The organism is Kitasatospora sp. NPDC029312 (assembly GCF_055569215.1).
In genome coordinates, this window is sequence record NZ_JBVHXY010000013.1 from 13,974 (window position 1) to 31,786 (window position 17,813).

General features: G+C 73.4%; 17 protein-coding genes and 1 pseudogene. 4 read left to right on the plus strand and 14 right to left on the minus strand.

Annotated elements, in window-relative coordinates; genetic code table 11:
* Positions 1–22 precede the first annotated feature (22 nt).
* From ACZ4WV_RS13400 to ACZ4WV_RS13420, 5 genes are all read right to left on the minus strand, one after another.
* Positions 23–1,030: a lysophospholipid acyltransferase family protein gene (locus ACZ4WV_RS13400; RefSeq protein WP_465745969.1), complete on the minus strand. Its 1,008-nt coding sequence runs from the start codon at positions 1,028–1,030 to the stop codon at positions 23–25.
* Positions 1,031–1,037: 7 nt separating this feature from the next.
* A complete protein-coding gene (locus ACZ4WV_RS13405) occupies positions 1,038–2,153 on the minus strand; it encodes an NAD-dependent epimerase/dehydratase family protein (RefSeq protein WP_465746224.1) in 1,116 nt (371 codons plus the stop codon).
* A 151-nt stretch (positions 2,154–2,304) separates the two neighbouring features.
* Positions 2,305–2,421: a 30S ribosomal protein bS22 gene (locus ACZ4WV_RS13410; protein ID WP_425311139.1), complete on the minus strand. Its 117-nt coding sequence runs from the start codon at positions 2,419–2,421 to the stop codon at positions 2,305–2,307.
* Positions 2,422–2,592: 171 nt separating this feature from the next.
* Positions 2,593–2,802 carry a helix-turn-helix domain-containing protein gene (locus tag ACZ4WV_RS13415; RefSeq protein WP_148644250.1) on the minus strand — a complete coding sequence of 70 codons (210 nt, stop codon included), beginning with the start codon at positions 2,800–2,802 and terminating at the stop codon, positions 2,593–2,595.
* Between the two features lie 228 nt (positions 2,803–3,030).
* Entirely contained in the window at positions 3,031–4,227 is a 1,197-nt protein-coding gene (locus tag ACZ4WV_RS13420; RefSeq protein WP_465745971.1) for an acetoin utilization protein AcuC, read from the minus strand.
* Between the two features lie 99 nt (positions 4,228–4,326).
* Between ACZ4WV_RS13420 and ACZ4WV_RS13425 the strand changes: the two genes are divergently transcribed.
* Positions 4,327–4,650 (plus strand): hypothetical protein, encoded by a 324-nt coding sequence (locus ACZ4WV_RS13425; protein WP_465745973.1) that lies wholly within the window; start codon positions 4,327–4,329, stop codon positions 4,648–4,650.
* A gap of 132 nt (positions 4,651–4,782) precedes the next feature.
* On the opposite strand, the gene ACZ4WV_RS13430 is transcribed toward ACZ4WV_RS13425, so the two are convergent.
* Positions 4,783–6,030, minus strand: a complete 1,248-nt coding sequence (locus ACZ4WV_RS13430) for an MFS transporter (RefSeq protein ID WP_465745975.1) — start codon at positions 6,028–6,030, stop codon at positions 4,783–4,785.
* Between the two features lie 107 nt (positions 6,031–6,137).
* Positions 6,138–6,965: a pyrroline-5-carboxylate reductase gene (gene proC / locus ACZ4WV_RS13435; RefSeq protein WP_465745977.1), complete on the minus strand. Its 828-nt coding sequence runs from the start codon at positions 6,963–6,965 to the stop codon at positions 6,138–6,140.
* A 194-nt stretch (positions 6,966–7,159) separates the two neighbouring features.
* Here proC and ACZ4WV_RS13440 point away from each other — a divergent pair, with 194 nt between their 5' ends.
* Both ACZ4WV_RS13440 and ACZ4WV_RS13445 read left to right on the plus strand, forming a co-directional pair.
* The gene (locus tag ACZ4WV_RS13440) at positions 7,160–7,609 is read left to right on the plus strand and encodes a hypothetical protein (protein ID WP_465745979.1); all 450 of its coding nucleotides are present in this window, start codon (positions 7,160–7,162) and stop codon (positions 7,607–7,609) included.
* Positions 7,610–7,798: 189 nt separating this feature from the next.
* Positions 7,799–9,175, plus strand: coding sequence for an SCO2583/SCO2584 N-terminal domain-containing protein (locus tag ACZ4WV_RS13445; RefSeq protein ID WP_465745981.1), 1,377 nt, complete (start codon positions 7,799–7,801; stop codon positions 9,173–9,175).
* A 6-nt stretch (positions 9,176–9,181) separates the two neighbouring features.
* Here the strand turns inward: ACZ4WV_RS13445 and ACZ4WV_RS13450 are convergent, their stop codons facing one another.
* The 5 genes from ACZ4WV_RS13450 to ACZ4WV_RS13470 form a co-directional block, all read right to left on the minus strand.
* Positions 9,182–9,712 (minus strand): hypothetical protein, encoded by a 531-nt coding sequence (locus ACZ4WV_RS13450; protein ID WP_465745983.1) that lies wholly within the window; start codon positions 9,710–9,712, stop codon positions 9,182–9,184.
* An 81-nt stretch (positions 9,713–9,793) separates the two neighbouring features.
* Positions 9,794–11,638: a dihydroxy-acid dehydratase gene (gene ilvD / locus ACZ4WV_RS13455; RefSeq protein ID WP_465745985.1), complete on the minus strand. Its 1,845-nt coding sequence runs from the start codon at positions 11,636–11,638 to the stop codon at positions 9,794–9,796.
* 195 nt (positions 11,639–11,833) lie between these two features.
* Positions 11,834–12,622 carry a class I SAM-dependent methyltransferase gene (locus ACZ4WV_RS13460; RefSeq protein ID WP_465745987.1) on the minus strand — a complete coding sequence of 263 codons (789 nt, stop codon included), beginning with the start codon at positions 12,620–12,622 and terminating at the stop codon, positions 11,834–11,836.
* A gap of 47 nt (positions 12,623–12,669) precedes the next feature.
* Positions 12,670–13,473, minus strand: a complete 804-nt coding sequence (locus ACZ4WV_RS13465; RefSeq protein ID WP_465746226.1) for a sugar phosphate isomerase/epimerase family protein — start codon at positions 13,471–13,473, stop codon at positions 12,670–12,672.
* A 558-nt stretch (positions 13,474–14,031) separates the two neighbouring features.
* On the minus strand, positions 14,032–14,991 hold the full coding sequence (locus ACZ4WV_RS13470) for a Ppx/GppA family phosphatase (RefSeq protein ID WP_465745989.1): 960 nt from the start codon (positions 14,989–14,991) through the stop codon (positions 14,032–14,034).
* Between the two features lie 429 nt (positions 14,992–15,420).
* On the opposite strand from ACZ4WV_RS13470, the gene ACZ4WV_RS13475 reads away from it, so the two are divergent.
* Positions 15,421–16,320 carry a DUF3109 family protein gene (locus ACZ4WV_RS13475; protein WP_465745991.1) on the plus strand — a complete coding sequence of 300 codons (900 nt, stop codon included), beginning with the start codon at positions 15,421–15,423 and terminating at the stop codon, positions 16,318–16,320.
* 31 nt (positions 16,321–16,351) lie between these two features.
* On the opposite strand, the gene ACZ4WV_RS13480 is transcribed toward ACZ4WV_RS13475, so the two are convergent.
* Together ACZ4WV_RS13480 and ACZ4WV_RS13485 are read right to left on the minus strand one after the other, a co-directional pair.
* Entirely contained in the window at positions 16,352–17,521 is a 1,170-nt protein-coding gene (locus tag ACZ4WV_RS13480; protein ID WP_465745993.1) for an NADH-quinone oxidoreductase subunit D, read from the minus strand.
* Positions 17,518–17,706 (minus strand): annotated as a pseudogene (locus ACZ4WV_RS13485) (SAM-dependent methyltransferase); the annotation flags it as partial. The pseudogene ACZ4WV_RS13485 and the gene ACZ4WV_RS13480, both read right to left, overlap by 4 nt.
* Between the last annotated feature and the right edge of the window lie 107 nt (positions 17,707–17,813).

Genomic DNA, 17,813 nt, shown 5'->3' on the forward strand with positions numbered 1-17,813 from the left:
GCCGTGCGCCCACGGGGACGCGTCAGAAGAACACCGAACGCCGCTGCACCAGCAGCTGGTACAGCGTGTGCTGGATGGTCTCGCGCACCTCGTCGGCCAGGTCGAAGACCAGCATCGGATCGTCCGCCGCCTCCGCCGGGTAGCCGTCGGTGGCGATCGGCTCCCCGAAGCGGATCGTCCACTTGGTCGGCAGCGGCAGCATCCCGAGCGGCCCCAGCCACGGGAAGGTCGGTGTGATCGGCACGTACGGCAGGCCCAGCAGCCGGGCGAGCGTCTTCACGTTGCCGATCATCGGGTAGGTCTCCTCCGCCCCGACGATCGAGCACGGCACGATCGGCACCCTCGCCCGCAGCGCCGAGGAGACGAACCCGCCGCGGCCGAAGCGCTGGAGCTTGTAGCGCTCGGCGAACGGCTTGCCGATGCCCTTGAAGCCCTCCGGCCAGACCCCGACGACCTCGCCGCGCTCCAGCAGCGCCTGGGCGTCCTCGTTGCAGGCCAGCGTGTGGCCGGCCTTGCGGGCCAGCTCGTTGACGCCCGGCATGACGAAGACCAGGTCGGCGGCGAGCATCCGCAGGTGCCGGCGGTGCGGGTGGTGGTCGTGGATGACCACCTGGGTCATCAGCGCGTCCAGCGGGACCGTACCGGAGTGGTTGGCGACGACCAGGGCGCCGCCCTCGGCCGGGATGTTCTCGATCCCCTGGACGTCGATCCGGAAGTACTTCTCCGCCAACGGGCGCAACAGCGAGAGCAGCACCTCCTCGGTGAGCTCCCGGTCGAAGCCGAACTCGTCCACCTCGTAGTCGCCGGTGAGCCGGCGGCGCAGGAAGGCCAGCCCTTCGGTGGCCCGGCCCTCCCAGCCCTTGCCGAACAGCCGGGTGGCCGCCGGGCCGAGCTGCCCGGACAGCGCCCCGCCGACGGCGGCGGCGAGCCGGTCGGCCAGCCCGGGGCCCTCGGGGGAGGTCCAACTGGGGGCGGACTCGATCGGGATGACCTTGGCCTCGCCCGGTGACTCGTCGGCGGCGGCACTCATCGCGGCTTCAGCTCCTCGGGCGGCGGGGTCGGTTCGGTACGGCGTTCGGCACGGCGGGGGCGGGGGCGGGCTCGTCCGGGCCGATCAGGGCGGCCAGCCGGTCGGTGGCCGCGGCCAGCCGTTCGGGCGGCAGCAGGCCGGGGCCCTGGGCGGCGGCGAAGTCGGCGAAGGCCTCCGGGGTGCTGAACACCGGGCGGTAGCCGAAGGTCTCCCGCAGCCGCGCGGTGTCCACCACCCGGCCGTGGGTGAGCAGTCGCAGCTGCTCCGACGAGACGTCCACGAGCCGGGTCCGCCGGCCGAGCGCCGCCATCCAGCTGACCGCCGGCAGCAGCAGCGGCAGGGTGGGGCGGCCGAGCCGGCGGGCGCACTGGGAGAGCAGCAGCACGCCCTCCCCGGCCACGTTGAAGGTCCCGGTGTTGACGGTGCCCGGTACGGGCTCGTCGACGGCCCGGCAGAGCACCTCGACCGCGTCGTCCTCGTGGACGAACTGCAGCCGGGGGTCGTAGCCGAGCACGGTCGGGAGCACCGGCAGCGCGAAGTACTCGCTGAGCGGGGTATCGGCGTGCGGGCCGACGATGTTGGCGAAGCGCAGCACCGTCACCGCGACGTCCGGGCGGCGCCGGGCGAAGCCCCGCACGTAGCCCTCGACCTCGGCCGCGTCCTTGGCGAAGCCGCCGCCGGGCGGGTTCTTCGGCTGCATCCGCTCGCTGAACACCGCCGGGTCGCGGGGCGCGGAGCCGTAGACGCCGGTGGTGGACTTCACCACCAGCCGACGCACCCCGGGGGCCTTCTGGCAGGCGCCGAGCAGCTGCATGGTGCCGATGACGTTGGACTCCTTCACCGCGGAGCGGTTGGTGGAGCCGAGGCCGGTGGCGCTGACGCTGAGGTGCACCACGGTGTCCACCCGGTGCTCGGCGATCACCCGGGAGACGGCGGGGCGGCGCAGGTCGAGCTGGTGGAAGGTGTACGGCGCGGCCGGGCCGTCCGGCTCCTCGACCGGAGCCCCCGGCGGCAGCACGTCCACGCCGACGACCAGGTCCACGCCGGGGCGGCGGCGGACCTCCGCGGCGAAGCGGGCACCGAGATGGCGGGCCACGCCGGTGACGAGCAGCACCACGCCCACGGTTCTGCACCCCATTCCCTCGAGCCGAGCGGCCTGCGTGCACGGTACCGCGCCGCCCTACCGGGCCGTGAAACGACACCGCCCACCCAGGCCACGAGGGCCTGAGCGGGCGGTGAAAGCGCTGGGCGCGCTGGGGCGCGGCCGGGGGCGCTTACTTCTTGTTGCGACGCTGAACGCGAGTGCGCTTGAGAAGCTTGCGGTGCTTCTTCTTGGCCATACGCTTGCGACGCTTCTTGATGACAGAGCCCACGGAACAACCCTCGCTCACTGAGACTCTCGTCCGTGAGAGACGGAGTCCATACGACTGACGTGAGGGCCTAGCCTACCGTCCGCGTGGCCGGGGCTGTAAATCGCACTCCCCGCGACCGGGAAACTCGGGGGAAATCCGGGGCGAACGGGGGCGGATCCGCGGTCGCGGACCCGCCCCCGCCCGGCCGGGCTACGCGCTCTCAAGTCGCACGTACGACTCCTTGAGGTACTCGTGCACCGCCTGCTGGGGCACCCGGAAGGACCGTCCGACCCGGATGGCCGGCAGCTCTCCGCTGTGCACCAATCGGTACACCGTCATCTTGGACACCCGCATGACCGCGGCAACCTCCGCCACGGTCAGGAAGACGACTTCCTGCAGGGGGCGTTCGCCGGAACTCATGACCATCACCCGACCCTTAACCCGTGTGCAAGGCACCGGCTTCCCCTCCGGTGACTCCACCGGCACACGTGTATCCCCAGAGTAGTTATGGGTGGTACCAGTGGGAAGAGGGGCGGTGCGGTCCTCCTACGGTGGGAGATAGGACCGTTGCAGTACGTAGCCACTCGGCGGTTGGCACCAGTGGGCGTACGCACGGCCCGCGCGGAGCGTGGCCGGGGGGGGGCGGTTTCAGGCCAGCAGGCCGTGGTGCGGGAACACCGCGCGGCGGCTCGCGAGGATGGCCTGATCCAGCCGGTCGGCCGGATCGTAACCCGCCTCGAAGTCGCGCCAGGACGGTCGGGCTCCGTCGGTCATCCGCAGCGGGGCCGGGCGGCGGGTGCGCCGGTAGACCTCGGCGCGCCAGGACTCGGGGGTCTCGGTGGCCGGGTCGACGGGCCGGCCGGCGGCGGTGGCGACCAGGTGGGTCCAGGTCCGGGGGACGACGTCCACGACGGCGTAGCCGCCCCCGCCGGTGGCCACCCAGCGGCCGCCGGTCAGCTGGTGGGCGAGGTCGTGCAGCTCCTCGGCGATCATCCGCTGGGCGTCCACGGTGACGGCGAGGTGGGCGAGCGGGTCCTCCAGGTGGGTGTCCGCGCCGTGCTGGGTGACCAGGACCTGTGGCCGGAAGGCGCTGAGCAGTTCGGGCACCAGGGCGTGGAAGGCGCGCAGCCAGCCGGAGTCGCCGGTGCCGGCCGGCAGCGGCAGGTTGGCGGCGGAGCCGGGGGCGTCCGGGCCGCCGGTCTCGGTGGGCCAGCCGGTCTGCGGGAAGAGCGTGGCGGGGTGCTCGTGCAGGGAGACCGTCAGCACCCGGGGGTCGTTCCAGAAGGCCTGCTGGACGCCGTCGCCGTGGTGGACGTCCACGTCGACGTAGGCGACCCGCTCGGCGCCGAGCTCCAGCAGCCGGGCGATGGCGAGCGCCGGGTCGTTGTAGACGCAGAAGCCGGAGGCCTTGTCGGGCATCGCGTGGTGCAGGCCGCCGGTGAAGTTGACGGCGTGCGGGGTCTCACCGCGCCAGACGGCCTCGGCGGCGGCCACGGACTGGCCGGCGATCAGCGCGGAGGCCGAATGGACGGCCGGGAAGGACCAGTTGTCCTCGGTGCCGAGGCCGTGCCGGGGGTCCGACTGCTCGGGGTGCGCGGCGGCGTGCTTGACCGCCTCGACGTACTCGCGGGTGTGCACCAGCCGCAGGGTGGACTCCCCGGCGGGCGGCGCGGACCGGACGGTCACCCCGGGGCCGGCTGCCAGTCCGAGGTCCTCGACCAGGCGCATGGTGAGCGCCAGCCGGGCCGGGTCCATCGGGTGGCCGGGGCCGAAGTCGTAGGCGGTGACGGCCTCGTCCCAGAAGAGGTGCAGGCCGCAGGGGGTGTCACGCTCGGCTTCGGGCATGGCCTCCACCGTAGTGGGTGGGGGCTGCCGGACGGCTGCCAGGGCTCGCCGGTGCGGGGCGGGCACGGGTGTGGAGGCGGTGCAGACAGAACCTTCACGATGGTGGGCGGCGCCGCGTTCGCCGTCGACCGGGCGACGGCCAAGCCGGGTGACCAGCTGACCCTGACCCTGTCGCTGACCAACACCGAGACCACCGACATCTCCTTCGCCTACGAGTTCATCCAGCCGATCTGGCCGGCCAACCAGCTGAACGGCGCGTTCACCGTCGTCGGCTGCGGCGGCGACGAGACGGACTGCACCTTCGGCGGCAACAACGCCGCCTGGCACTTCACGGCACCGATCGCGCCCGGCGCCACCCGCGCCGTCACGGTCACCGTCAAGATCAGCGACACCCCGACCTGGAGCAGCACCCGTACACGCTGAACCGGGCCCCGTACGTCTACGTCGAGTACGAGCCGGCCGGCGCCCCGACCTTCACCGGGGACCAGCTCTGGGCCGGCGGCGTGCCCGAACTGCAGACCGTGATCGGCTGACCCGGCTCCGCCTGCCCCGTGGTCAGGCGGCCGCGGGGGCGGGCACCGCCGCGGGCGCCGGCGCGAAGCGCTCGGCCAGCGGCAGGACGGCGAGCACCAGCAGCATCGGGGCCAGCAGCGCCCAGCGGTAGGAGCTCGCGTCCGCGATCGCCCCGACCAGCGGCGAACCGACCAGGAAGCCCACGTAGTTGAAGAGGTTGAGCCGGGCCACGGCGGCGTCCGAGTCGGCCGGGAAGAGCCGGCCGCCGGCCGCGAAGACCTGCGGGATGATCGCGCAGATCCCGAAGCCGAGCACGGTGAAGGCGGCGACGCCCGCCCAGGCGGTGGGCGCGACGGCGGCCAGGCCGAAGCCGAGCGCGGCCACCGCGGCTCCGGTGCGCACCACCGGGACGGCGCCGAAGCGCTGCACCGCGCGGTCGCCCAGGGTGCGCCCGAGGAGCATCGCGACCATGTAGCCGAGGTAGGAGAGCTTCGCGAGGTCCGCACGGCTGCCCAGGCCGTCGGTGAGGTACTTGACGCTGTAGTTGGAGACCGAGGCGTCCGCGATGTACGCGAAGGCCATCGCCAGGCACAGCGGCAGCAGCGGCCGCCAGGGGATGGACCGGGCGGCGGCCTCGGCGGCCTCCCGGACGGCGTCGTCGAGGTCGGCCGGGCCGGCGTCGGGGGTCCCCCCGGCCGGAGCCCGGGGGAGGGTGCCGGCCAGCAGCGCGAGCGGGGCGATCACCGCGCCGGCGGTGCCGAACAGCACCGGCAGCCCGAGGTGGTAGTGCGAGCCGAGTCCGGCGATCGCCGCGCCGAGGATGCCGCCCAGGCTGAAGGCCGCGTGGAAGCCGATCATGATCGAGCGGCCGTAGCGGTGCTGCAGGCCCACCCCGAGCATGTTCATGCTGGCGTCCAGCCCGCCCACCAGCAGGCCGAACGCGCCAAGGGCGAGGGCGAGTTGCCACAGGGCGTCGCCGAACCCGGCGCCCGCCAGGCTGAGGCAGACGGCCGGCTGGACCACCCGCAGCACCGCCCGGGCGCCGGTGCGCTTCACCAGCCGCTCGGAGAGGATCGAGCCCACCCCGGCCAGGATCGGCACCGCGGCCAGGAAGACCGGCAGCAGCCCGTCGCTCAGCCCGTACCGGTGCTGGATCTCCGGGATGCAGGTGACCAGCAGCGCGAAGGTGGTGCCCTGCAGCAGGAAGCTGACGGCGAGCGCGGCCCGGCCGGCCCGCAGACCGGGCGCCACCGGGGGAGGGACGGACCGAACCGACGGCACGGCGCTCATGCGGACCTCCAGGCGACCTCGCTACCGGCCGGTAGAACGATGTTGGCGAGAGCGTAGGCGGTGCGCCGCGATTGCGGGAGGGGTCGCGCAGGTACTTCTGCCGCGGGCTACTTCCCGCCGGAGGCCAGCTCCCGGGAGCGGTCCCGGGCCGCCTCCAGGGCGCCCAGCAGCGCGGCCCGCACCCCGTGGTTCTCCAGCTCGCGGATGGCCGCGATGGTGGTGCCGGCCGGGGAGGTGACCGCCTCGCGCAGCTTCACCGGGTGCTCGCCGGAATCGCGCAGCATCACCGAGGCACCGATCGCGGACTGCACGATCAGGTCGTGGGCCACCTGCCGGGGCAGTCCGAGCAGGATGCCCGCGTCCGTCATCGCCTCCACCAGGAAGTAGAAGTACGCCGGACCGGACCCGGACAGCGCGGTGGCCGCGTCCTGCTGGGACTCGGGCAGCCGCAGCGCCTTGCCGACGGAGCTGAAGATCTCCTCGGCGCGCAGCAGGTGCTCCTCCGTGGCGTGCGAGCCGCCGGAGATGACGCTCATCCCCTCGTCCACCAGCACCGGCGTGTTGGGCATCACCCGGACCACCGGGGTGCCGGCCGCCAGCCGCTCCTCGAACCAGGCGGTCGGGACACCGGCCGCGGCCGAGATCACCAGCCGGTCCGGGCTGATGTGGGGGGCCAGCTCCTCCAGCAGGGTGCCCATGTCCTGCGGCTTGACCGCCAGGATCAGGGTGTCGGCCGACTTGGCGGCCTCGGCGTTGGCCACGGCCACCACGCCGTAACGGGCGGCGAGTTCGACGGCGCGCTCGGGGCGCCGGGCCGTCACCAGGACGTCCGCCGGGTTCTTGCCGGCCCGCAGCAGACCGGAGAGCAGGGCCTCGCCGATCTTGCCGGTGCCCAGGAAGGCGATCTTCTGTCCGCGCGCTGCGCTGCTGCCCATGGTCCGCTCCTAGCCTCGGTACTGCCGCCATCCTCGCACCGCCCGGCGGCGCCGGTCGGGACCGTCCGCTCCGTGGTCCGCGACGCCCCGGCGCCCCGATCCGACGGGCCCGCGTGCCCACGGGCCCCCTAGGGGCCGGAACTCCGGGGTCTCCCCTATGGCCCTCCCGACCCGCGCGGGCGCACCGTGGAGGCATGGCACACGACGAGATGTCCCGACGTGAGAACCGGCAACTCGCCGCCGCCTCGGCGACGATGGGCCCGTGGCGGACGGCCGCGGGAGTCGGTGCGGTGGTGGGGGCGACCGCGCTGGGGATCGAGGCGGTCTCCGGCGACTGGTCGCTGGGCATGCTGGCCGAACCGGCGAGCTGGGGGCTGTTCTTCTTCTTCCTGACCGCCTGGGCGGGCGGACAGCTGCGCCGGGACACCGGCGACCGGCGGCTGCGGCGGTGGGCGCGCGAACACCCGTGGCAGTCGGCGCTCCCGGCGGCCGGCGGACTGCTGGTGCTGAACATGCTGGCGCAGCTGTTCCTCGGCGACGCCGGACTGTTCGGCGCGTTCTTCGTCTCACTCATCCCCGTCGGCGTGCTGATGGCGATCGCCGGAGTGACCCACGGGGTGAAGCAGACCCGCGGCACGGGCTGAACGGCAGGCCTGAACAGCGGGACCGGGCAGCGGGGTTGAACGGCAGGGCTGGACAGCGGGACCGAACGGCGGAACCGGACCAGCCTATTCCGGACAAAGGAGGCCGAAGGCTCCCACTCCGCACACGAGTTCACCACATGGTGTGCCCCCGATCGATCAATCGTCACAGCCCGTCGGCATACTGGCGCGATGCCGATAGCCGAAGATCCGGAACCGCGCCCCACCGAGGGCCGCGAGCCGGGCGGGTTCGACCCGTCCGGGGCGGGCGGGAAGGACCCGTTCACAGACCTCGTCCTGGACGAGGACTTCGTGAAGTCCGCCACCGTGAAGGAGCAGTCCGGGCGCACCCGGATGCTGACCGCCCGTTGGAAGCACACCCCGCCGGTCGACCCGGGCGGCCGCCGCTCCGTCAACGACGGCCCGAAGAAGGCCAAGCGGCGCTTCGGGCGCAAGACCGGACTCCAGGTGGTCGACCCGTGGGGCCACCCGCGCACGCCCAAGCGCCGTCGGCGGGAGTGGCGCACCCCGCTGTTCGCCGCGCTGACCGTCGCGGTGCTGCTCGCCTCGCTGAACATCGACGGGCTGCGCAGCTGGTACGCGGACCACCTCGGCGGGAACGGCTCCTCGGCCGCGCACCTCCCCGTGCCGACCGTGGCCCCGGAGACGGCCAAGCCGACCACCGCGCCGCCGAAGACCGACGAGCAGCAGCCGACCGTGGCCCACCCGTGGGCCGGTTCCCCCGCCGCAGGCTGGCCGAACGGCGCGGAGGCCTTCGTGCTGCCCGAGGCCAAGGACACCGGCGTCTTCTCCGCGGAGGAGGTCACCGCCCAACTGCAGTTGGTCAAGGACTACCTGACCGCCGCCAACCTGGACCCGAAGGCCCTCGCGGGCGGCCGTCCCGACTCGGCGCTCGCCCTGCTGGACCGGGAGGAGCGCGACCGCGCGACCGCCGCCCTGGCGAATCCGTCCAAGGACGCCGACGCGACCAGTTGGTTCACCCGCTTCGACCCGCGCGAGGCGATCCCGGTCGGCGACGTGGTCAAGGCGCAGGGCCGGATCAGCTTCGAGGGCGACGGGAACAAGGGCGTCCTGGTCCACACCGACTTCAGCTTCGTGTACGCGCTGCGCCCCGGCCCGGAGGCCGCGAAGCGGGCCGCGTCCCCCGCACCGCCGGCGGGCACGCCGAGGCCCACGGACCCGGCCGCGCCCCAGGGCGGCGGCACCGCCAAGCCGGTGGCGCTGGTGGTGCCGGTGGACGACGTGTCCGGGGACACCTGGACCACCCGCACGATCGTGCGCCGGGTGGAGAACTTCCGCTTCTACGATCCGGGCCGCTACCAGGTCAACCCGAAGAAGCTCGTCTTCGCCGAGGGCAGCGCCTCGGACTCCGCGAACTCGGCCTGCGGCGTCTACGACGGCTTCTACCACCCGCAGTTCGAGCAGTTCGCCCCCGTCGCGCCGGACCGCCCGGACACCCGGCCGACCGGCCCGGAGACCGATCCGTACGACCGCAGCAAGGACCTGTCCACCGACCCCGACCAGTGCGGATCGGTCAGCCGCTACTGACCGCGGTCAGCGCTTGCGCTTGCCCCGGCCCGGCGCCTTGGCGTCGGGCCGGCCGCCGCGGCCCGCCCGGCGCTTCCCGTACTGCTCGACGGCCCGCTGGTAGGCGGCCCGCTTGACGCTCTCGCCGGGCGCCTCGACCAGGCTGCGGGCGAAGTAGGCGGCCAGGGTGCCGGCCCCGCCGATCAGCCAGACGGCGCCGAGCGACTTGTCCTCGGCCATCCAACCGGTCAGTGTCTCCCTGCCCTCGGTGAGGACCTTCCAGGTGCGCAGCACGGCCATCATCGAGCAGACCGCGATCGCGGCGGTCAGCAAGCCGTTGACGAAGCCGCCGCTGTCGGAGAGCGCGACGCCCTCGACGCCGAAGCGCAGCACCAGGACGGCCGCGGCGGTCGCGACGAGGGCGCCGGCCGAGACGCCGACCCGGCGCAGCCAGTAGCCGCCGTCCCGGTTGAGCCAGCTGGTGCCGAACCAGCGGATCGGCTCCGGCTCGGGGGCGCCGGCGGGCTTGGGGAGAAGGGTGGGGGGCTGCTCGCTCACGCCCTCGATTATCACCCGGACTCCGCACAACGCGGAGGAGCCGTCCCCGCAAGGGTCGGCTCCTCCGCGTGCCCGGCGGGATCAGCCGAGCTTGGTCACGTCCCGGACGGCGCCCTTGTCCGCCGAGGTGGCCATCGCCGCGTAGGCGCGCAGCGCCTGGCTGACCTGGCGTTCGCGGTTCTTCGGCCGGTAGCCGCCCGCGGCCTCCAGGGCGCGGCGGCGCTCGGCCAGGACCTCCTCCGGCACCTGCAGCGAGATGCTGCGGCCGGGGATGTCGATGGCGATGGTGTCGCCGTCCTCGACCAGCGCGATGGTGCCGCCGGAGGCCGCTTCGGGGGAGGCGTGGCCGATCGACAGGCCCGAGGTGCCGCCGGAGAAGCGGCCGTCGGTGACCAGCGCGCAGGCCTTGCCCAGACCTCGGCCCTTCAGGAAGGAGGTGGGGTAGAGCATCTCCTGCATGCCCGGGCCGCCCTTGGGGCCCTCGTAGCGGATGACGACGACGTCGCCCTCCTTGACCCGCTTGGCGAGGATCGCCTCGACCGCGTCCTCCTGGGACTCGACCACGACGGCCGGGCCGCTGAAGGTCCAGATCGACTCGTCCACGCCGGCGGTCTTCACGATGCAGCCGTCCTCGGCGAGGTTGCCGTACAGCACGGCCAGGCCGCCCTCGACGGAGTAGGCGTGCTCGGCGCTGCGGATGCAGCCCCCGGCGGCGTCGGTGTCCAGTGACTCCCAGCGCTCGGACTGGGAGAAGGCCTCGGCGGAGCGGACGCAGCCGGGAGCGGCGTGCCACAGCTCGACGGCCTCGGCGGACGGCGAGCCGCCGCGCACGTCCCAGGTCTTGAGCCACTCGGCGAGCGAGTCGGCGTGCACGGTGTGGACGTCCTCGTTGAGCAGTCCGGCGCGGTACAGCTCGCCGAGGATCGCCGGGATGCCGCCGGCCCGGTGCACGTCCTCCATGTAGTAGGAGCCGTTGGGCGCGACCTTGGACAGGCAGGGCACCTTGCGGGAGATCGCGTCGATGGCCCGCATGTCGAAGTCCAGCTCGGCCTCCTGGGCGGCGGCGAGCAGGTGGAGGATGGTGTTGGTCGAGCCGCCCATGGCGATGTCCAGGGCCATGGCGTTCTCGAAGGCGGCGCGGGTGGCGATCGCGCGGGGCAGCACCGAGGCGTCGTCGCCGCCGTAGTACCGGTCGGCGATCTCGACGACGGTCCGTCCGGCCCTCTCGTACAGGGCGCGGCGGGCGGTGTGGGTGGCGAGCACCGAGCCGTTGCCGGGCAGCGAGAGGCCGATCGCCTCGGTGAGGCAGTTCATCGAGTTGGCGGTGAACATCCCGGAACACGAGCCGCAGGTGGGGCAGGCGTTCTCCTCGATGATCGCGATGTCCTCGTCGGAGACGTTCTCGTTGACCGCCTGGGAGATCGCGTCGACCAGGTCGAGCTTGCGCACGGTGCCGTCGACCAGGGTGGCCTTGCCGGCCTCCATCGGGCCGCCGGAGACGAACACGGTGGGGATGTTCAGGCGCAGCGCGGCCATCAGCATGCCCGGGGTGATCTTGTCGCAGTTGGAGATGCAGATCAGCGCGTCGGCGCAGTGGGCGTTGACCATGTACTCGACCGAGTCGGCGATCAGGTCGCGCGAGGGCAGCGAGTAGAGCATGCCGCCGTGGCCCATCGCGATGCCGTCGTCCACGGCGATGGTGTTGAACTCGCGCGGGATGCCGCCCGCCTGCTTGATCGCCTCGGAGACGATCCGGCCGACCGGCTGCAGGTGGGTGTGGCCGGGGACGAACTCGGTGAAGGAGTTGGCGACCGCGATGATCGGCTTGCCGAAGTCCTCGCGGGCTACGCCGGCCGCCCGGAGGAGCGCCCGGGCGCCTGCCATGTTGCGACCGTGGGTGACCGTACGGGACCTCAGCTCGGGCACTGTGCTCCACTCCTTCGGGGATCTCGACGGCGCCCCGCGGGAGGTGAGGGTGCGGGGCCGCTGGTGGCTTCCGAGCCTACGCCCGCCGTCCGGCCGGCGGACAGCGCGTCCGGGATGCGGGCAGCCGGGTCAGTCCGTGGTCAGTCGGCCCTGACGGCGGTGGCGGCCCGGTTCGCCCGGCCTCGACGGCTCGGTTCAGGCGGCCTTGACGGCCACGGTGAGGTCCAGCAGGAAGGGCTCGTTCACCAGCCCGTCCGGGAAGTCGGCGCTCAGGGCCGCCCGCTCGGCGGCCAGGATCGGGGCGCGCTCCTCCGGGGTGAGCGAGGCCATGTACGAGCGGGAGGTGAGGTCGGTGATCACGTGGTCGACGGTGACCCGACGCTCCCAGCGCAGCCGGGCGTGCCCGACGACCAGCCCGGCCGGGGCGAAGTGGCCGGTGTGCTCGGTGATCCGGCCGTAGCCGTGGTAGCGGCCGGGCAGCGCGGCGGACAGCCGCTCCACCCGGGCCCGGACCCAGGGCACGGTCTCGTCGTGGACGTTCCACCAGGTGGCGAGCGCACCGCCGGGCCGCAGCACCCGGATCGCCTCGGGGACGGAGCGCTCGGGGCGGGTCCAGTGGAACGCCTGGGCGTAGGTGATCAGATCGGCGGAGGCGTCGTGGAAGGGCAGGTCGTCACCCTCGCCGCGGACCAGCGGAAGCTGCGGCGAGGCGGCCAGCAGTTGGGCGGCCATCCCGGCGTAGGGCTCGACGGCGATCACGTCCGCGCCACGGGCGGCCAGCAGCCGGGTCGCGATGCCGGTGCCGGCGCCGACGTCCAGCACCCTGGCCCCCCGGAGGCCGCGGCCCCAGAGCCGCTCCAGCTCGTCGAACAGCTCGTCCGGGTAGCCGGGGCGGGCCCGGTCGTACTCGGGGGCCACCGAGCCGAAGCTCTGGGCCAGCTCCCGGAAGTTGTCGAGCTCGATGAACAGCCGACCCTTCGTCACCGCTCCACCTCCGTGGGGTAGTTCACGGCCCCCGCGCGGACCAGGGCTCAGCGTACGCGCGAGGGGGTGGCCAGGTGCAAGCGGGTGAAGGCGAGGGCCTCGGCGAGGTCGGCCTCGCGTTCGGCGGGGGAGGCGGCGCGGCGGGTGTTGACCTCCAGCACCACGTGGCCGTCGAAGCCGGTGCGGGCCAGGTGCTCCAGCAGCTCGGCGCAGGGCTGCTTGCCCCGGCCGGGGATCAGGTGCTCGTCCTTGCCGGAGCCGCTGCCGTCGGCCAGGTGGACGTGGGCGAGCCGGTCGCCCATCCGCTCGACCATGGCGAAGGCGTCGATCCGGGAGGTGGCGACGTGCGAGAGGTCGATGGTGAAGTGCCGGTACTCCTCGTCGGTGACGTCCCAGCCGGGGGCGTACGCGAGCACCTCGCGGTCGCGGTAGCGCCACGGGTACATGTTCTCGACGGCGAAGCGGACGTCGGTCTCGCCCGCCATCCGGTTGATGCCCTCGACGAACTCGCGGGCGTACTGGCGCTGCCAGCGGAACGGCGGGTGGACGACGACGGCGCTCGCGCCGAGCTTCTCGGCCGCCGCCCGGGCCCGGACCAGCTTGGTCCACGGGTCGGTGGTCCACACCCGCTGGGTGATCAGCAGGCAGGGCGCGTGCACGGCCAGGATCGGCATCTGGTGGGCGTCGGAGAGCCGGCGCAGTGCGTCGACGTCCTGGCTGACCGGGTCGTTCCAGACCATCACTTCGATCCCGTCGTAGCCGAGCTTGGCGGCGAGCTCGAAGGCGACGGCGGTGCTGGCCGGGTACACCGAGGCGGTGGACAGCACCACCTTGGTCTCGGGGATGTGCAGGGCCGGGTGCCGGGGCAGCACCAGCCGGTCGGTGGTGCGCAGCAGCGGCGGGCGGGCGGCGTCGCGCTTGGCGGCCTTGACCGAGCGCACGGACTGGACGGCGGCCTTGGCGGCGCCGGCGGCCCGGGCGGTGCGGGTCTCCCGGGGCGGCTCCTTCGCCGTGCCGGCCCGCCGGCCGACGGCGCGCTTGCCGACGGTGGACTTGCCGGCGGCGCGCTTGCCGGCGGACTGTTCGCCTACGGGCTGCTGGGCGGCGGTCTTGTCGGCGGTCGTGGTGGCGGCCTTCCTGGCGGTGCGCTGGGCCGCCTGCACAGCCTTGGCGGCCTTGGCGGCCTTGGCCGCGGTGGCGCCCTTGACCGCCTTCCCGAGTCGGCGGCGCGGGCCGTCCGGCCGCGGCTGCCCGTCCCCGGGCCCGCGGCCCTCCCGCGTCCCGTCCTCGTCCGCTGGTTGCACCACGGGAGACAGCGTAAGCGGAGCACGCGCCGAACGGGACCGGACGCCCGGCGCAGTGACCGGCGGCACGTTGCCGGCGGCTCGGCTCAGGGGATGAGCATCGGCTCAGGGGATGAGCGCTGGGCGGCGGTCGGCAGGTCTGTCCATGGCGTCCAGCCGGCGCAGGATGATGCCCTCGCGCAGCGCCCACGGGCAGACGTCCAGTTCGTCCAGGCCGAACAGGTCCATCGCGGCGTCCGCGACCAGCGCCCCGGCCAGCAACTGCTTGGCCCGGCCCTCGGAGACGCCGGGGATCTGCGCGCGCTCGGCGACGGTCATCGTGGACAGCCGGGGCAGCCAGGCGGACAGCCCGCTGCGGGTGAGCCGGCGGTCGGCGTAGGGACCGGCGTCGGCGGGGGCGGCGCCGGTCATCCGGGCCAGTTGCTTGAAGGTCTTGGAGGTGGCCACGGCGTGCTGCGGCTTCCCGAGCCGGGAGATCTCGCCGACCACCGTGGCGATCTCGGCCCGGATGTGGCGCCTCAACTCGCGCAGCCCGTCCGGGTCGGCGACGTCCCCGGGCAGCCAGCCGGCCGTCAGCCGGCCGGCGCCCAGCGGCAGCGAACAGGCGACGTGCGGCTCCTCGTCCAGACCGCAGGCGATCTCCAGCGAGCCGCCGCCGATGTCCAGGTTGAGCAGCCGGCCCGAGGACCAGCCGAACCAGCGGCGGACGGCCAGGAAGGTGAGCCGGGCCTCGTCCTGCCCGGACAGCACCCGCAGCTCGATCCCGGTCTCGGCGGCGATCCGGCTCAGCACCTGCTCGCCGTTGGCGGCCTCCCGGACGGCGGAGGTGGCGAAGGGCAGGATGTCGACCACTCCCTTGTCCTCGGCGACCCGCAGCGAGGAGGAGATGTGGCCGATCAGCCGCTCGACGCCGGCCTCGCCTATCGCACCGGAGTCGTCCAGCAGCTCGGCCAGGCGCAGTTCGGCCTTGTGCGAGTACGCGGGCAGCGGAGCGGCGCCCGGATGGGCGTCCACCACGAGGAAGTGGACCGTGTTGGAACCTACGTCGAGCACACCGAGTCGCATAGCTCTCCACGCTACGCGATCCGGGTCGGGCGGAGATCTGTTGTGACGGTATTCGTGCTGGTCCAGGTCGTTTCCGAGTGTTCCGGGTGTGATCCGTCAGGCCGGGGAAAGTCTGCGCACAGCGCAGTCGGAGCGGTCAGGGCGGTCAAGGCGGTCAGAGCAGTCCGTTCCAACAGCTGCTCCGCCACGGCGGCCCACCGGCTCTGGGCACCGCGGTAGGCCGTGGTGCCGTACGGCAGGTCCAAGCCCCGCCGCAGGTGGAGGAGTTCGGGACGAATCGCCGCTGCCGCCGTCGGACGCCCCAACCCGCCCCGCACCCGCGCTACCCCCGCCCCGGACCCACCCAGCACCCGACCGGCGGCGCGCCCGCGGCGGACCGCAGGCGCGGCCACCGGCCCGCACGCCCCCGCGAAGCTCTACCCTTGCCGGGTGGCACCAGCAGAAACGTCCAAGAAGAAGGCCAAGGCGAAGCCCGAGGCCTCCCCCGCCCCCGTCGACCTCGCGATGCCGACCCTGCGCCGCGAGATCCCGCGCGACGAGGTCCCGCTCGACTTCCCGCGCGCCTGGGTCGAGTTCGCCGACCCGGCCGACGAGGAGCAGGTCTTCCGCTGCGACCTCACCTGGCTGACCTCCCGCTGGTCCTGCGTCTTCGGCCAGGGCTGCCACGGCATCCGCGAGGGCCGCGGCGAGTCGGACGGCTGCTGCACGCTGGGCGCGCACTACTCGGACGAGGACGACGAGAAGCGCGTCCTGGGCCACGCGGCGCGGCTGACCCCCGAGCTGTGGGAGAACTTCGCCGAGGGCACCGACGCCAAGGGCAGGATCAGGTCCGACGGCGGCATCACCATGCTGGACGAGGACGGCGACCGGCAGACCCGCCGGGTCAACGGCGCCTGCATCTTCGTGAACAGCCCCGACTTCGCGGGCGGCGCCGGCTGCGCCCTGCACGCGCTGGCCCTCAGGGAGGGCCGGGAGCCGCTGGAGACGAAGCCGGACGTCTGCTGGCAGCTGCCGATCCGCCGTACCTACGACTGGATCGACCGGCCCGACGACACCCGCTACCTCCAGGTCTCGATCGGCGAGTACGACCGCCGGGGCTGGGGCCCGGGCGGCCACGACCTGCACTGGTGGTGCACCGGGGCCCCGGCCGCGCACCAGGGCGCCGAGCCGGTGTACGTCAGCTACCGCCCCGAGCTCACCGAGCTGATGGGCCCGGCGGGCTACGAGGTGCTGGCCCGGCTGTGCGAGGAGCGGATCGCCACCAAGGGCGACCGCAAGGTGGCCCCGCACCCGGCCGATCCCGTCAAGGACCGGAAGAAGAAGCAGTAGCGGCCGGCCGGGCCGGCCCGCGCCCGCCGGGCTACTTGTCGATGTCCCCGACCACGAAGAACATCGACCCGAGGATCGCCACCATGTCCGCGACCAGCGTCCCCGGCAGCAGTTCGGTCAGCGCCTGGATGTTGTTGAAGGACGCCGAGCGCAGCTTGAGCCGCCACGGTGTCTTGTCGCCGCGCGAGACGAGGTAGTAGCCGTTGACCCCGAGCGGGTTCTCGGTCCACGCGTAGGTGCTGCCCTCGGGCGCCTTGAGCACCTTGGGCAGCCGCTGGTTGACCGGCCCGGGCGGCAGGGTGGCGAGCTTGTCGAGGCAGGCGTCGGCGAGGTCCAGCGAGTTGAGGGTCTGCTCCAGCAGGCACTCGAAGCGGGCCAGGCAGTCGCCCTCCTCGCGGGTGACGACGGTGAGCACCTGCCGCAGTTCCTCGGAGCCGTACGCCAGGTAGGGCTCGTCGCGGCGCAGGTCGAAGTCGAGGCCGCTGGCCCGGGCGATCGGCCCGCTGACCCCGTACGCCTCGGCCTGCGCCCTGGTGAGGGCGCCGACGCCGGCGGTGCGGGCGCGGAAGATGTCGTTGCCGAGGACGAGGTCCTCGAAGACCGGCATCTCCGACCGCACCTTGGCGACGGCGGTGCGGACCCGGCCGAGCCAGCCGGCCGGGAGGTCCTCCTTGAGGCCGCCGACCCGGTTGAACATGTAGTGCATCCGGCCGCCGGAGGCCTCCTCCAGGACGTGCTGGAGCTCCTCGCGGCCGTGGAAGGCGTGGAAGATCGGGGTGATCCCGCCCAGCTCCAGCGGGTAGGAGCCGAGGAACATCAGGTGGTTGAGCACCCGGTTGAGCTCGGCCAGCAGGGTGCGCACCCACACGGCCCGCTCGGGGACCTCCATGCCGAGCATCCGCTCGACGCCGAGGACGACGCCCAGCTCGTTGGAGAAGGCGGAGAGCCAGTCGTGCCGGTTGGCCAGCATGATGATCTGCCGGTAGTCACGGGCCTCGAACAGTTTCTCCGCGCCCCGGTGCATGTAGCCGATCACCGGCTCGGCGGTGACGATCCGCTCGCCGTCGAGCAGCAGGCGCAGCCGCAGCACGCCGTGCGTGGCCGGGTGCTGCGGGCCGATGTTGAGCACCATGTCGGTGGTGCCCGCCCCGCCGGTGAAGTTCTCGGCTCCCGCCCCGATGCCGACCGTGGTCTCCCTCATGGCTCCAGAGTCTGCCATCCCGGCAGGGTCTCCAAGCTCGGCGGTACCGGCATGCGGACGGCCTGGACCAGCCAGCCGAAGCCGCCCAGCCCGCCGGGATCGGTCAGTTCGGCCCCCTCCCCCGCACCGGCCAGTGCCCGCAGGTAGGCCGCCGGATCGCTGGAGGCGAGCGCGAGCGGGGGGGGGGGGGGGGCCCCCCCCACTCCGCGCACGGCCGCGCTTTGGGGTGTCTACCACCCCGTGCGCCCACGCACTGCACCCCCCTCCCCCCCCCCTCGTACCGTCAGTTCGC